This window comes from Sphingomonas carotinifaciens (genome assembly GCF_009789535.1).
In the GTDB taxonomy this organism is placed as follows: Bacteria; Pseudomonadota; Alphaproteobacteria; order Sphingomonadales; family Sphingomonadaceae; genus Sphingomonas; species Sphingomonas carotinifaciens.
This window is the reverse complement of record NZ_WSUT01000005.1, coordinates 1,040,905-1,055,172: the sequence shown is the minus strand read 5'-3', so window position 1 is coordinate 1,055,172 and position 14,268 is coordinate 1,040,905. Positions and strand designations below refer to the sequence as shown.

Below are 14,268 nucleotides of genomic sequence, written 5' to 3'. Positions count from 1 at the left end.
GGTCGAGGGCATCGCGCCCGTCACTCCGCCGCCAGCGCTTCCTCGCGCTCGGCGGCCTGACGTGCCCACATCTCGGCATAAAGGCCATCCCGGCGCAGCAACTCGCCGTGCGTGCCGCGCTCGGCGACGCGGCCGCCGTCGAGCACGATGATCTGGTCCGCTTTGACCACGGTGGACAGGCGGTGCGCGATCACGATCGTCGTGCGCCCGCGTTCCACCGCCTCCAGCGTTTCCAGGATGTCGCCCTCGGTGCGGCTGTCCAGCGCGCTGGTCGCCTCGTCCAGGATCAGGATCGGCGGGTTCTTCAGCAGCGTGCGCGCGATCGCCACGCGCTGCTTCTCGCCGCCCGACAGCTTCAACCCGCGCTCGCCGACGCGCGTGTCGTAACCGTCCGGTTGCCGCTCGATGAACCCAGCGATCGCCGCGCCCCTGGCCGCGTGCGCAATCTCTTCCGCGCTCGCGCCCTCGCGGCCATAGCCGATATTATACCCGATCGTGTCGTTGAACAGCACCGTGTCCTGCGGCACGATCCCGATCGCGGCACGCAAGCTCGCCTGCGTCACCGCCGCGAGGTCCTGCCCGTCGATCAGAATGCGCCCGCCATCCACATCGTAGAACCGGTACATCAACCGTGCGAGCGTCGACTTGCCCGCCCCCGATGGTCCCACCACCGCGCAGGTCGTTCCCGCCGGCACGTCGAGGTCCAGCCCGTCCAGGATCGGTCGCCCTTCTTCATAGCCGAACCTGACCTGCTCGAACCGCACATGGCCCGCGCCGACCGCCAGCGCCGGCGCGCCGGGTATGTCGCGCACCTCCGCGCCGGTATCGATCAGGTCGAACATGGCGCCCATGTCCAGCACCCCCTGCCGGATCGTGCGATACACCATGCCGAGGAGGTCGAGCGGCCGGAACAATTGCGCGAGCAGTGTCGAGACGAATACCACGTCGCCGGCCGATGCCGTTCCCCGGCTCCACCCCCAGGCAACATAGCCCATGCCGAAGCCGAGCAGCGCGTTGGTGATCAGCGCCTGTCCGATGTTCAGCCACGCCAGCGAATTTTCGGATTTGGTCGCCGCCCGCGCATAGGCGGCAACGGCATTCTCGTACCGCCGCGCCTCGCGCTCCTCGGCGTTGAAATATTTCACCGTCTCGAAATTGAGCAGCGAGTCGACCGCGTGCGCCACCGCGCCCGTATCCAGGTCGTTCATCCGCGTGCGCAGATGGTTGCGCCAGTCGGTCACCTTGCGGGTGAAGGCGATGTAGAGCACCACCGTCGCGATCGTCGCGACCACCAGCCACCCGCCGAAGCTGCGCGCGAAGATGCCCAGCACCAGCGCCAGTTCCAGCACCGTCGGCGCGATGTTGAACAGCAGGAAATACAGCATCGTATCGATGCTCTTGGTGCCGCGCTCCACCACCTTGGTCACCGCACCCGTACGCCGCTCCAGATGGAAGCGCAGCGACAGGCGGTGCAGGTGCCGGAACACGTCCGCCGCCAGCCGCCGCGTCGCATCCTGCCCCACCCGCTCGAACACCGCATTGCGCAGATTGTCGAACAACGTCGAGGCAAAGCGCGACGCCGCATAGGCAACGACCAGCAGGATCACCAGAGTGACGACCGACCGGTCGCCCCCCGCCATCCGGTCGACGGCAAACTTCAGCGTGTAGGCAGCACCCAGCACCTGCACGAGCTTGGAAGCCAGCACGAGCAGCATCGCCCCGGCGATCCGCACCTTCATTCCCGGCTCGCCCGCGGGCCAGAGATAGGGCAGGAACCGGCGCAGCGTGGGGATCAGCGGCCGCTCTTGCTGGCTCGCCGTAGTGGGATCGATCGGAGGCATCGCCCCCCATGTCGCTTGCGCCCCGCCGAACTTCAATGGCGGTGGTCAGAGAACCAGAACAACGAATATTCACGCGGAGACACGGAGGCGCGGAGATGCACCGCGAGCCGCAGGCTCAATCATCCCATCATCGACCGAGCACCCCTGGCCGACGGGGGTACGGAACGACGCAGCAGGCGTCCTCTCTCCGCGTCTTCGCGTCTTCGCGTGAACAAAACCTCCTGCTTTTTCAGAAGAGTTCACGCGAAGCCGCGAAGCCGCGAAGAGGTTGCGCCGGCCGGCAGGCCCTCTGGGCATCACCAGCCGATTCGGGTCTTCCGACCGACAGGTCACGGCGAAGGCGGGGCAAACCCTACCTCTTCGCGCCTTCGCGTCTTCGCGTGAACCAGATCACTGCCCCGAAGCAGTACCCCCACCAAGCGCCAGGCCGCGCACGAATTCCGCCCCATGCTTCACCTGCGCGGTCGATTCCGTCAGCGTGTCGCCCAGCGGCTCCGCACGTCCGCCCAGGCACGGCGCCAGGAAATTCTCCGTCACGGCATTGAACGCAATGTTGTTCACCGGCCGCGCAAAGCCATGCCCCTCATCGGGAAACAGCACATAGGTGACAGGGATCTTCTTGGCCGCCATCGCCGCCACGATCTGGTCGCTTTCTGCGACGTTGACGCGCGGATCGTTGGCGCCCTGCCCGATCAGCAGCGGCTTGCTGATCTTGTCGACAAAGGTCAGCGGCGAGCGTTCCTTGAGCAGCGCCTGCCCCGCCGGCGTGGTCGGGTCTCCCATCCGCTTGTAGAATTGCTGCTTGCCCGCCTCCCAATAGGGCGGGATCGTCTTCAGCAGCGTGAACAGGTTCGACGGTCCAACGATATCGACGCCGCAGGCGAACCGGTCGGGCGTAAAGGTCAGCCCCGCCAGCGTCGCATAGCCGCCATAGGAGCCGCCCATGATCGCCACCTTGTCCTTGGTGGTGACGCCGCTCTTCACCGCCCAGTCGACCGCGTCGATCAGGTCGTCGTGCATCTTGCGGCCCCATTGCAGGTCGCCCGCCGAGATGAAATTCTTACCAAAGCCCGTCGAGCCGCGATAATTGACCGACAGCACCGCATAGCCCCGGTTCGCCAGCCATTGATGATAGCCGTTGAAGCCGAACCCGTCGCGCGCCCAGGGTCCGCCATGGACCAGCAGCACCAGCGGCACCGGCCCGCTCACCCCCTTGGGTTTGGTCAGATAGGATACCAGCGTCAGCCCGTCGCGCGCCTTGATCTCCACCGGCTCCATCGGCACCAGCGGCGCCCCCTCCAGCTCGGGCCGGCTGACATAAAGCTGCTTCAGCGACTTGGCGCGGCGGTCGTAGACATAGGTCGCGGCCGGCGCGGTCACCGGGTCGAAGGTGACGATCCACTTGTCGTCGGCATCCGTGCGGCTGCCGATCGCGAACTCGCCCTTGTTCTGCGCCTTCAGAAAGGCGAGGTCGGCCTTTACCGCATCGCCCACCGGTACATAGTCGCGCTTCAGGTAATTGACCGAATAGGCCTCCACGCGGCCCGTCTTCGGATTGAACAGGCCACCCGCGACATCGGCTTTGGGGCTCTCCCCCACCACCGTCATCTGCCCGCTGCCCACGTCCTGCGCCATCAGCGCCGCGGTGTCGCGCCCGCGCGAATCCATCCAGTAGAGCGTCTTGCCGTCGACGGTGAAGCCCAGCGGCGTGGTGGTCAGCGAATCGTCCAGCCCGAACTGCACCACGGGCTTGGCCTCGACGGTGGTGCCCTCCATGCGGTAATAATCGGTGCCGCCGTCGGGCCGCGCCTTGGCCGCCATGCGCAGCCGCAACTGGTCGTCCGCCAGATAACCGGCATAGCCGTCATTCTGCACGACCGGGGTCAGCTTGCCGGTGTTCAGGTCGAGCGAATAGACGTCATGCCAGCGCGGATCGCGGTTGTTGACGCCGACCAGGATGCGATCCTTGATCGTCTCGGACGTGCCGACGATCTGCACCCGCGTCTTTTCGAACGGGGTCAGCGCCTTTTGTGCGCCGCTCGCGACATCGACGCCGTACAGCAGGAAATTCTCGTCGCCGCCCTTGTCGTTGATGAACAGCACCGACTTGGAATCGGGCGCCCAGAAGGTCTGGCGGATCGGCCGCGTCGTCTCCGCGGTGATCGCCTTGGCGTCGTCGGGCCGGTCGGCCGGGGCCAGCCAGACGTTCAGCACGCCGTCTTTGGGCGCAATGAAGCTGATCCACTTGCCGTCGGGCGACAATTGCCCCCCGATGCGCGAGGGATTGCCGAACAGCTTCGTCCGCTCGATCAGCGGCACCCCGCTCAGGTCCGCCGCCAGTCCCGGCTCTGCCACCATCAACGCCACTCCTGCTGCCATCATCGATTTCAGCATAAGACCCGTGCCTCCCGACGCGTTCCCCATGATCGGGGTGTGTTATGCGAACATGTCAGGGCTGATCCGTATCAGCAAGCGCGATTTCGGAACTCTCCACCGCAAAGAGGGTTTTTACTTTCAAGCGGAGGCGGTTGAATGGAACCGATTTTCTACGTCATGGCGATCCTGGGATGCGGTGATGGCAACACGCAGTGCACCGAGGCCCGACTGGTCCCGGCGCGCTATGCCACGATGGCGCAATGCCGGGCGGACCTGCCCAACCGGATCGCCCAGAACACCGATGTGCCCTTCCCCGTCATCGGCGCGGATTGCCGGGCCACCGGCCTTCAGATCGCCAAGGCGGAAAAGCCCAGGTCGCGCGGCTGAACCCCGGTCAGGGTCGCCGCCAGAGTGCCGCGTCGCGCGGCACGACAGCCCCTCGACCGCGCAACGTGGCGCCCCACGCCGCCGCTGCGATAAATCCCAGCTTCGCACCCTTTGAGGTGGACACCCGCCGGTCCCAGGCGCCCGCACCCCGCGACGCCACCGAACGGCCGATCGCGCCGTAAATCCCTGCCGCCGACAGCACCGCCCAGGCCGACCGCCAGGACAATGCCCGCACGCCCATCCGCGCGCTCGCCTCGAACTGTGCCGCCCGGTCCGTCAACCGCCGCGCCATCGCAACCAGCGCGGGGCGATGCTCCGGCGCCATATAGTTGTTTGCCGGCACCCCGAATTCCGCCAGCCAGTCCGCCGGCAGGTAACAGCGCCCGACCCCGGCATCCTCACCCAGGTCGCGCGCGATGTTCGACAGCTGAAACGCCAGCCCCAGGTCGCAGGCGCGGTCCAGCACGGCATCGTCCTTGGCCGAAACCCCCATCGCCACCGCCATCATGCAGCCGACGACGCCCGCGACGTGATAGCAATAGCGCAGCAGGTCCGCCTCGCTTTCCGGCTGCCATTCCTCGGCATCCAGCGCGAACCCGGCGATCAGGTCGCGCGGCCACGCCCGCGGCATGTCCGTCTCCGCCGCCACCAGCCGCAGCGCGTCGAACGCCGGATCGCCGACCACCGCCCCGTCCAGCGCCCGCTCGGTCAACGCGGACAGCGCCGCCACCCGTGCCGGGGCATCGTCGACCCTCGTCATGCCGTGGCCGTGGTCCTGCCCGTCGGCGATATCGTCGCACCGCCGGCACCAGGCATAGAGCAGCACCGCCCGGTCGCGCGTCGCGGGATCGAACAGCCGGCTCGCCGCGGCAAAGCTCTTGGAGCCACGCGCGATCGATGCCTCGGCCGCCGCCACCACCTCCGCGCGGGTCGGCGACGGCGTCACAGGTCGGACGCGTTCATCCGGACGATCGGCTGCGTCGGCCGATGCGCGGCCATCTTGTCCAGCAGCCCGTCCAGCGTCGTATCGACGATCAGCAGGTCGCGGTGCTGCGGCCGGAGGAAGCCGACCCGGCCCATCTTTTCCCAGAACGCGACCAGCTCGTCATAATAGCCGCCGGTGTTGAGCAGCCCGACCGGATCGGCATGATAGCCGAGCTGCGCCCAGGACAGCGCCTCCCACAACTCGTCCATCGTGCCGGTGCCGCCCGCGATCGTCACGAAACCGTCGGACAGGTCGGTAAAGGCCTGCTTGCGCTGGTGCATGCCCGGCACGACGTGCAGTTCGGTCAGCCCGCGATGCGCCACCTCGGCATCGACCAGCGCCTGCGGGATGATGCCGATCACCTCGCCACCCGCCTCCAGCGCCGCGTCCGCCACCGCGCCCATCAGGCCGAGGCGCCCGCCGCCATAGACGACGCCGATGCCCCGCTCGGCCAGGCCGCGCCCCACCGATTTCGCCATGTCGATATAGGTCGGATCGGCCGGCGTCGCCGACCCGCAATAGACTGCCACGCGTTTCATGCTGGTCCGCTAGGCCAAGTGCCCCGCCGCGACAAGCACGTGCGCCACATAGAACAAGGCCGGCACCCTCCGATCGGAAGGCACCGGCCATGTGTTCAGCCAGTTTGCGACGATCAGCTCGCCGGCGTCACTTCCGGCGCGGCCGCGCGCACGCGGCGGCGGCGCGGCTTTTCCTCGGGCGCCGGCGCTTCGCCCTCGCTCGCGGCGCTCAGTGCCGGCGGCAGGCGATCCGCATCGAAACCGGTCTCGGCCTCGGGTGCCTGAGCGACCGGCTCGCGACGCGGGCGACCACGGCGACGGGGGGCCTCGGCCTCGGCGACGGGTGCCGGCGCCTGCTCGGCCACCGCCGGTTCGCCGGCGGGATCGGCGGTGACGACCGCGGTTTCCTCGGCAACGGGCGCACGCAGCGGCCGTGCAGGGCGGCGTTCCTCACGCTGGGGACGATCCTCGCGCGGCTCGCGCACGGGACGATCCTCACGCGCTTCACGCACCGGACGGTCCTCACGCGCTTCACGCACCGGACGGTCCTCCCGCGCTTCACGCACCGGACGGTCCTCCCGCGCTTCACGCACCGGACGGTCCTCCCGCGCTTCACGCGCAGGGCGATCTTCACGCTGCGCCCGCTCCTCGCGGTACGGACGCTCGTCGCGATTGGAACGATCGTCCCGCGCCTCGCGCTGGGGCCGGTCGTCCCGCTGAGGGCGATCCTCGCGGCGGGGGCGATCGTCACGCTGGCGGCGCGGTTCGAAACCGCCGCCCTGCACGTCGCCCTGCATTTCGCCGGGGCGGATCGGCTCGCCCTCGTCGCCATAATCCTCGTCGTTGCCGTCGAAACCGTCGTCCTGCGCGTCGTCGCGCGCACGCCGCTGATTCTGTTCCTCGAACCGCGAACGGCTCTCGTTCAACACGCGGAAATAATGGTCCGCGAACTGCAGGTAATATTCGGTGTTGACGCGGTCGCCCTGGCGCTGCGCTTCGGACGCCAGATTCTTGTACTTCTCGTACAACTGGTTGGCGTTGCCGCGCGCGCGATTGTCGATGCGATTGCCGTTGTCGGGGCGACCTGGATTACCACCCGGACGCTGCCCGTTATTGCCGCCACCACGACCGCGACGGCGGCCGGCCTGCCGATTGTTTATCAAGCTATTCGTCCTTAGTCGTCAAACCACTAAACTGGCCCACTCATTCCGGGCGTTGTGCCCGGTCCCGCGGTATCGATCCCCGACGTGTCCGACAGGCGCATCGCCTCGCCGCCAGCGTCTGCCATGGCCACCGGACTGCAGCGGCCTCATGACGAAGGATGCGGGCGTCCGCCCGAAATCAACAGCCAAGTTGTCGATGTTCGCGTGCCCCGGCCTTCGCTCTAGCGGCTCCGGGGGCCGTCCTACAAGCGAAATATGGGCGCGGCCTCCCGAATGTTCAAGTCGCGGCCAGCACCCGCGCCCGCCCGGCCAGGTCCCGGTGCAGCGTCACGGCAAAGCCCTGCGCCGCCAGCAGCGCCGTCACCGCATCCCCCTGCCGGTGCCCGATCTCCAGAAACGCCGCCCCGCCGGGCGCCAGCAGCCGCCGGATCGCCGGTGCCAGCCGTCGATAATCGTCCAGCCCGTCCGGGCCGGCGAACAGCGCGCCCGCCGGCTCATGCAGCCGCACCTCGTCGGGCAGCCTTTCGTTTGTGCCGATATAGGGCGGGTTGGTGACGATGCAGTCGAATACCCCCGTCAGCGCCGCATCCCAGTCCCCCAGCACGAAGCCGGCCCGCCCACCCACCCCGCACGCGCCCGCATTGGCGACCGCATAGCCCAGGGCCTCCGCCGACCGATCGACGCCCACCCCCCGCGCGCCCCGCCATTCGTCGAGCAGCGCGAGCAGCAGCGTGCCCGGCCCCGTTCCCAGGTCGAGCAACGTCGCCGGCGCCCGCCCCCGGAAATGCGTCACCGCCGCCTCGACCAGCGTTTCGCTGTCGGCCCGCGGTACCAGCGCACCCGGCCCCACCCCCAGATCGAGCGTCCAGAACCCCCGCGATCCGGTGATATAGGCGACCGGTTCATGCCGCTCGCGCCGCGCCACCAGCGTCCAGAAACCCTCCGGCACCGCGCGGTCCATGTCGAGCAGCAGCGCCGCGCGCTCGATCCCCAGCGCGTGCGCCATCAACAGTTCGGCATCGAGCCGCGGCGTTTCCGAAAAACCGAACCGCGCCGCCGCCTCGCCCAGTGCCGCCCGCACGCCCGCGGCGCGGGGGGCGGGTTCAGCCATCCAGTGCCGCCAGCCGCTCGGCCTCGTCCTGCGCCACCAGCGCCCCGATCAACTCGTCCATTTCCCCGACGAGAATTTCGGGCAGGCGGTGCAGCGTCAGGTTGATGCGGTGATCGGTGACGCGGCCCTGCGGGAAATTATAGGTACGGATGCGCTCGGACCGGTCGCCCGATCCCACCATCGCGCGCCGCGTGCCCGACCGCTCGTTCGCCAGCCGCTCGCGCTCCGCCTCGTACAGCCGGGTGCGCAGCACCTTCAGCGCCTTGGCCTTGTTCTTGTGTTGCGACTTCTCGTCCTGCTGGATCACCACCAGCCCGGTGGGCAGATGGGTGATGCGCACCGCGGAGTCGGTCGTGTTGACCGACTGACCGCCCGGGCCCGACGAGCGATAGACGTCGATGCGCAGGTCCTTGTCCTCGATGCGGACATCGACTTCCTCCGCCTCGGGCAGCACCGCCACCGTCGCTGCCGAGGTGTGGATGCGCCCGCCCGCCTCGGTCGCCGGCACGCGCTGGACCCGGTGCACGCCGCTTTCGAATTTCAGCCGCGCGAACACGCCGCTGCCCGTCACCGATGCGACCACTTCCTTGTACCCGCCCGCATCCGACGACGATGCCGAGATCATTTCGACGCGCCAGCCCTGTGCCTCGGCATAACGCTGGTACATGCGGAACAGGTCGCCCGCGAACAGCGCCGCCTCGTCCCCGCCGGTGCCGGCGCGGATTTCCAGCATTGCGGCGCGCTCGTCGGCGGCATCGCGCGGCAGCAGCGCCAGCGCCAGCGCGCGGTCCGCCGCCTCCAGCGCCACCTTGTTGGCGTGCAGTTCCTCGGCGGCCAGCGCACGCAGCTCCTCGTCGCCGTCGCCTGCCATATAGGCCAGGCTCTCCGCCTCCTGCCGCAGCCGCCGCACCTCGGCGGCCGCGCGCGCGACGGGTTCCAGCTCGGCATATTCCTTGGACACCGCGACGAAACGGTCCGACGGCAGGTCGCCGGTCGCCATCTGCGCGGACAGTTCGTCCAGTCGCGCCTCGATCTGCCGGATGCGCTCGGGCGAGATCGTCGTCACGAAGCGGCCTGCACCTTGTCGATGACCGCCTTGATCCGCGCCAGCGTCTCCGCAGCATCCGCCGCCCGCGTATTGAACACGGTCTGCCCGTCCTGCCGGTTGATCGCGATCAGCACATCGGCCGGCAGCTTGGACGCCTTGTCGAACCGCTTGCGCGGCGACCCGCTCGCGATCATCTCCGCCGACAACCCCGCACGCCGCAAACCGGCGAGCAGCCGCTGCCCGTCGATCAGCGCATCATCATGCTCCAGCGCGATCACCGCATCCAGCCGCGGCTCCGCCGGTGCCGCGATCAGCATCGCCAGCCGCTCCATCCCCGCAGCCCAGCCGACGCCCGCCGTCTCCGGCCCACCCAGCGATCCGATCAGCCCGTCATACCGCCCCCCCGCCAGCACGGTCCCTTGCGCGCCCAGCCGGTCGGTGACGAACTCGAACGCGGTGTGCCGGTAATAGTCCAGCCCGCGCACCAGCCGCGCATTGCGCGTCCATGCCACGCCCGCCGCGTCCAGCCCGGCGGTCACCGCATCGAAGAAGCCGCGCGCCTCCACCGTCAGATACGCATCGATATCCGGCGCCGCATCGGCGATCGGCCGGTCGCGCGGGTCCTTCGAATCGAGGATGCGCAGTGGATTCTTGTCCAGCCGCACCAGGCTGTCTTCGGACAGTTCGCCCCGGTGCGCCTCGAAATGCGCCACCAGCGCGGCGCGCCACGCATCGCGCGTTTCGGCATCGCCCAGCGTGTTCAGTTGCAGCGTCACCCCGTCCGCGATGCCCAGTTCGTGCAGCAACTGGTCCGCCATCACCAGCAACTCGACATCCGCCTGCGGCTCGGCTGCGCCCAATATCTCGGCGTCGATCTGGTGGAACTGGCGATAGCGCCCCTTTTGCGGCCGTTCGTAGCGGAACACCGCACCGCTCGTCGTCACCTTCAGCGGCACGAAACGCTGCCATCCTTCGGACAGATAGGCGCGCGCGATGCCGGCGGTGAATTCGGGCCGGAGCGTCAGGGGATCGCCGCCGCGATCGGGGAAGCTGTACATCTCCTTGGACACCACATCGGTGGTCTCGCCGATGGAGCGCGCGAATACCTGCGTATCCTCGAACACCGGCAGGTCGACCCGCTGGAATCCGTAGAGCGCGCGCACCCGCTCGAAGGTGGCAAGGACATGCGCAAAGCGCCGCTGTTCCTCGCCGAAGATGTCCTGCGTGCCGCGCACGCGCTTGGGGGGTTCGATCCGTGCCATAGAAGCGGCGCTATCTAGGCGACCGCGGCCCCAAGCGCTAGGCCGTGATGCGATGGCACATCATCTCGGCAATCGCATCGCCCCGCCCCGCTTCCTGCTGTTCGGCGTGCTGCTGGCCACCGGGCTGCCGGTGCTGGTGCCCCTGCTAGGGCGGGACCGCGGCATCATGCTCGCCTTTGATCTGGCCGCGCTCGTCTTTCTTGCCTCCGTGGCGCCGCTGCTCGGCCACGGATCGACCGACCGGATGCGCCGCCGGGCGATCGAAAACGACGCGAACCGCGCGGTGTTTCTCGGCTTTTCGGGGGCCACGCTGCTCGTCATCCTCGCCGCCGTCGCGGGCGAGGTGCAGGGGCGCGGCGACCGGTTGACCGTGCTGATCGTCGTCGCCACGCTGGCTTTGGCGTGGCTCTTCTCCAACACCGTCTATGCGCTGCACTATGCGCATCTCTTCTACCTGCCGGACGGTCACGACGCCGATAGCGGCGGCCTGCAATTTCCCGACACGACCGAGCCGGATTACTGGGACTTCCTGTATTTCAGCGTGACGCTCGGCATGACCTTTCAGACATCGGACGTGACGATCGCCTCGCGCGCGATGCGCCGGGTCGTCACCGGGCACAGCCTGGCCGCGTTCGTCTTCAATCTCGGCGTCGTGGCCTTTACCGTCAACATATTGGGCAGCGGGTAAAGGGCTGGACGACTGCCCTATCGGCTGCGTACACCCGGCGGCATCGTCCATCCCTTGCCCAAGGGCCCTTCATGATCCGCACGCTGTTCGTCGCTTCCCTGCTCGCCTCCGTCGCCGCGCCGCTCGCCGCCCAGACCATCCCCGGCAACTCCGCTCCCCAACCCACGCCCATCGTCGACACCATCCCCGCGGCGCAGGACACCCCCTACCCCGGCACGATCAAACTCGACGTCGACGCCACCGACCTCGACCGCGCCATCTTCCGCGTGCGCGAGACGATCCCCGTCGCCAAGGCGGGGCCGATGACGCTGCTCTATCCGAAATGGCTTCCCGGCAACCACGCGCCGCGTGGCGAGATCGAGAAGCTCGCTGGCCTCGTCATCCGCGCGAACGGCCGGGTGCTGCCCTGGACGCGCGACGTGATCGACGTCTACGCCTTCCATATCGACGTGCCCGCCGGCGCCCGCCAGCTCGATGTCGAATTCCAGTTCATTTCCGCGACCGAGGCCAATCAGGGCCGCATCGTCGTCACGCCGACGATGATCTCGCTCCAGCCCAATTCGGTCAGCCTCTATCCGGCCGGCTATTTCACCCGCCAGATCCCGATCCAGATGACCGCGCGCTTCCCCGCCGGCTGGACCGCGGCCGGTGCGGTGCCGGCCAAGGCGGCGGGCTCCACCTACACCTACGACACCACCAACTACGAGGTGCTGGTCGATTCGCCCGTGCTCGCGGGCAAGTATGGCAAGGTCTGGGCGCTCAGCCCGCGGGTTGACCTCAACGTCTTTGCCGACGACCCCAAGGAACTCGCCGCGACGCCCGCGCAGATCGACGCGCACAAGCGTCTCGTCGACCAGGCGGTCAAGACCTTCGGCGCGCAGCATTACGACCGCTACGAATTCCTCCTGTCGATCACCGACCAGTTGGGCGGCATCGGGCTGGAGCATCACCGTTCGTCCGAAAACGGCGTGACGCCCGGCTATTTCACCGACTGGGATTCCGGCCCCGGCCGCCGCAACCTGTTGCCGCACGAATTCACCCATAGCTGGGACGGCAAGTTCCGCCGCGGCGCGGACCTGTGGACGCCCGACTTCCGCACGCCGATGCGCAACTCGCTGCTGTGGGTATATGAAGGGCAGACGCAATTCTGGGGTTATGTTCTCCAGGCGCGCTCGGGGCTGGTGTCGAAGCAGGACACGCTCGACATGTATGCCTCGATCCTCGGCACCTATGATCTGGCGCCCGGCCGCCAGTGGCGCCCGCTGATCGACACCACCAACGATCCCGTCATCTCCGCCCGCCGCCCCAAGGGCTGGACGAGCTGGCAGCGGTCGGAGGACTATTACAACGAAGGCCTGATGGTCTGGATGGAGGTCGATGCGATGCTCCGCCAGAAGTCGAACGGCACCAAGTCGATCGACGATTTCGCACGTGCGTTCTTCGGCATCCGCGACGGCGACTGGGGCGAGGTGACCTATACCTTCGAGGATGTCGCGCGGACGCTGAACGGCATCGTCCCCTATGACTGGGCCGGCTTCCTGAACCAGCGCCTGACCGAGACGGGCCAGCCCGCGCCGGTGAACGGCTTTGCGATGAACGGCTACAAGCTCGTCTACACGCCCGAGCCGACGCCCTTCTTCAAACAGCAGGAAAAGAGCCGGGGCGCCGATGTCAGCTATTCGCTGGGCCTGGTGGTCGCCAATGACGGCCGGATATCGACGGTGATCTGGAATTCGCCGGCCTTCAAGGCGGGGCTGGATGTCGGCACCGAGATCCAGGCGATCAATGGCCAGTCCTATTCCGCCGAACGGTTGAAGGCGGCGATCGTCACCGCAAAGGATAGCAAGACCCCCATCCGGCTTCTTGTCCGAAATGAGGACCGTTTCCGCGATATCTCCATCGACTATCAGGGTGGCCCCCGCTATCCGCGCCTTCAGAAGGTCGGAACCGGCGAAGGCGGTCTCGATCGACTGTTGATGCCGCGCTGATCCTTATCGGTGCGGCATCGTCATTATCAGGGACGAAAATCGAATGCGTATTGATCTGATCCCCGTCGGCAAGTCTCCGCCCGACGACTTGAACGTCATCATCGAGGTGCCGACCGGCGGCGAGCCCGTGAAGTACGAGTTCGACAAGGCGTCGGGTGCGCTGTTCGTCGATCGCATCCTGCACACGCCGATGCGCTATCCGGCGAACTACGGCTTCGTGCCGCACACGCTCTCGCCCGACGGCGACCCGCTCGACGCGCTGGTCATCGCCCGCTCGCCCTTCATCCCCGGCTCGGTCGTCCGCGCCCGCCCGATCGCGGTCCTGAACCTCGAAGACGAAGCCGGCGGCGACGAGAAGCTGGTCTGCGTCCCCGTCGATCAGGTCTTCCCGTACTACTCGAACGTCACGCAGCGCGGCGACGTGCCCGAGATCGTCTTCGAGCAGATCGAGCACTTCTTCACCCACTACAAGGATCTGGAGAAGAAGAAGTGGGTGCGCGTCGGCACCTGGGGCGATGCCGAGGAAGCACGCCGCATCACGATCGAGGCGATCGAGCGCTATGACGCCGCCAAGGCGCAGGGCGAAGAGCCGCACGACCACGACGTCCCCGGCCGCGAATAACCCCCGGCCCCCCTCTCCCCGATGGGGAGAGGGAGGGGCCCGCGGCGGAGCCGTAGGAGGGGAGGGGCTGCCCCGGCAGTGCTTGCTTCTTGGTTCACGCGAAGACGCGAAGACGCGAAGAAGTTTGTTTCACGCGGAGGCGCGGAGGCCGCAGAGGGTTGCGCATACCGCGCCCCCGCCGCGCCCCCGCGATCGGAAGACAAAATCCGCCCGCGCTGAACATGAGCCTTCGGCTCAAAAAGGCACGCGCCGCGCCTCCAAGCGATCCCTCGTTCTTCT

12 protein-coding genes are annotated in these 14,268 nt (G+C 67.8%); 4 read left to right on the top strand and 8 right to left on the bottom strand.

Translation table 11 applies throughout. From position 1 onward, the window contains the following. Window positions 1-20 precede the first annotated feature (20 nt). Window positions 21-1,841, bottom strand: coding sequence for an ABCB family ABC transporter ATP-binding protein/permease (locus GQR91_RS07010; RefSeq protein WP_149682291.1), 1,821 nt, complete (start codon window positions 1,839-1,841; stop codon window positions 21-23). Between the two features lie 390 nt (window positions 1,842-2,231). Further along, window positions 2,232-4,235, bottom strand: coding sequence for a S9 family peptidase (locus GQR91_RS07005; protein WP_249042521.1), 2,004 nt, complete (start codon window positions 4,233-4,235; stop codon window positions 2,232-2,234). Between the two features lie 138 nt (window positions 4,236-4,373). Here GQR91_RS07005 and GQR91_RS07000 point away from each other — a divergent pair, with 138 nt between their 5' ends. Further along, window positions 4,374-4,604 carry a hypothetical protein gene (locus GQR91_RS07000; protein ID WP_149682292.1) on the top strand — a complete coding sequence of 77 codons (231 nt, stop codon included), beginning with the start codon at window positions 4,374-4,376 and terminating at the stop codon, window positions 4,602-4,604. Window positions 4,605-4,611: 7 nt separating this feature from the next. Here the strand turns inward: GQR91_RS07000 and GQR91_RS06995 are convergent, their stop codons facing one another. The 6 genes from GQR91_RS06995 to hisS form a co-directional block, all read right to left on the bottom strand. Further along, window positions 4,612-5,550, bottom strand: coding sequence for a phytoene/squalene synthase family protein (locus tag GQR91_RS06995; RefSeq protein WP_162853761.1), 939 nt, complete (start codon window positions 5,548-5,550; stop codon window positions 4,612-4,614). Continuing rightward, window positions 5,547-6,128, bottom strand: coding sequence for an LOG family protein (locus GQR91_RS06990; protein ID WP_112381891.1), 582 nt, complete (start codon window positions 6,126-6,128; stop codon window positions 5,547-5,549). The genes GQR91_RS06995 and GQR91_RS06990 overlap by 4 nt, the downstream gene beginning before the upstream one ends. A 113-nt stretch (window positions 6,129-6,241) precedes the next feature. Beyond that, window positions 6,242-7,270: a DUF4167 domain-containing protein gene (locus GQR91_RS06985; RefSeq protein WP_149682293.1), complete on the bottom strand. Its 1,029-nt coding sequence runs from the start codon at window positions 7,268-7,270 to the stop codon at window positions 6,242-6,244. Between the two features lie 277 nt (window positions 7,271-7,547). After that, on the bottom strand, window positions 7,548-8,381 hold the full coding sequence (gene prmC / locus GQR91_RS06980; protein WP_149682294.1) for a peptide chain release factor N(5)-glutamine methyltransferase: 834 nt from the start codon (window positions 8,379-8,381) through the stop codon (window positions 7,548-7,550). Beyond that, window positions 8,374-9,447: a peptide chain release factor 1 gene (gene prfA / locus GQR91_RS06975; protein WP_112381888.1), complete on the bottom strand. Its 1,074-nt coding sequence runs from the start codon at window positions 9,445-9,447 to the stop codon at window positions 8,374-8,376. The genes prmC and prfA overlap by 8 nt, the downstream gene beginning before the upstream one ends. Beyond that, a complete protein-coding gene (hisS, locus tag GQR91_RS06970; protein ID WP_149682295.1) occupies window positions 9,444-10,691 on the bottom strand; it encodes a histidine--tRNA ligase in 1,248 nt (415 codons plus the stop codon). The genes prfA and hisS overlap by 4 nt, the downstream gene beginning before the upstream one ends. A 52-nt stretch (window positions 10,692-10,743) precedes the next feature. On the opposite strand from hisS, the gene GQR91_RS06965 reads away from it, so the two are divergent. From GQR91_RS06965 to ppa, 3 genes are all read left to right on the top strand, one after another. Further along, window positions 10,744-11,379 (top strand): DUF1345 domain-containing protein, encoded by a 636-nt coding sequence (locus GQR91_RS06965; protein WP_149682296.1) that lies wholly within the window; start codon window positions 10,744-10,746, stop codon window positions 11,377-11,379. Window positions 11,380-11,450: 71 nt separating this feature from the next. Continuing rightward, window positions 11,451-13,367, top strand: coding sequence for a M61 family metallopeptidase (locus tag GQR91_RS06960; RefSeq protein WP_149682297.1), 1,917 nt, complete (start codon window positions 11,451-11,453; stop codon window positions 13,365-13,367). A gap of 43 nt (window positions 13,368-13,410) precedes the next feature. Continuing rightward, window positions 13,411-13,989: an inorganic diphosphatase gene (ppa, locus tag GQR91_RS06955; protein WP_112381884.1), complete on the top strand. Its 579-nt coding sequence runs from the start codon at window positions 13,411-13,413 to the stop codon at window positions 13,987-13,989. Window positions 13,990-14,268: the final 279 nt, after the last annotated feature.

Bases quoted from the DNA above. Each gene is read 5' to 3' on its own strand.
- GQR91_RS07010 (WP_149682291.1), bottom strand. From the start codon at position 1,841: ATGCCTCCGATCGATCCCACTACGGCGAGCCAGCAAGAGCGGCCGCTG.
- GQR91_RS07005 (WP_249042521.1), bottom strand. From the start codon at position 4,235: ATGCTGAAATCGATGATGGCAGCAGGAGTGGCGTTGATGGTGGCAGAG.
- GQR91_RS07000 (WP_149682292.1), top strand. From the start codon at position 4,374: ATGGAACCGATTTTCTACGTCATGGCGATCCTGGGATGCGGTGATGGC.
- GQR91_RS06990 (WP_112381891.1), bottom strand. From the start codon at position 6,128: ATGAAACGCGTGGCAGTCTATTGCGGGTCGGCGACGCCGGCCGATCCG.
- prmC (WP_149682294.1), bottom strand. From the start codon at position 8,381: ATGGCTGAACCCGCCCCCCGCGCCGCGGGCGTGCGGGCGGCACTGGGC.
- hisS (WP_149682295.1), bottom strand. From the start codon at position 10,691: ATGGCACGGATCGAACCCCCCAAGCGCGTGCGCGGCACGCAGGACATC.
- GQR91_RS06965 (WP_149682296.1), top strand. From the start codon at position 10,744: ATGGCACATCATCTCGGCAATCGCATCGCCCCGCCCCGCTTCCTGCTG.
- GQR91_RS06960 (WP_149682297.1), top strand. From the start codon at position 11,451: ATGATCCGCACGCTGTTCGTCGCTTCCCTGCTCGCCTCCGTCGCCGCG.
- ppa (WP_112381884.1), top strand. From the start codon at position 13,411: ATGCGTATTGATCTGATCCCCGTCGGCAAGTCTCCGCCCGACGACTTG.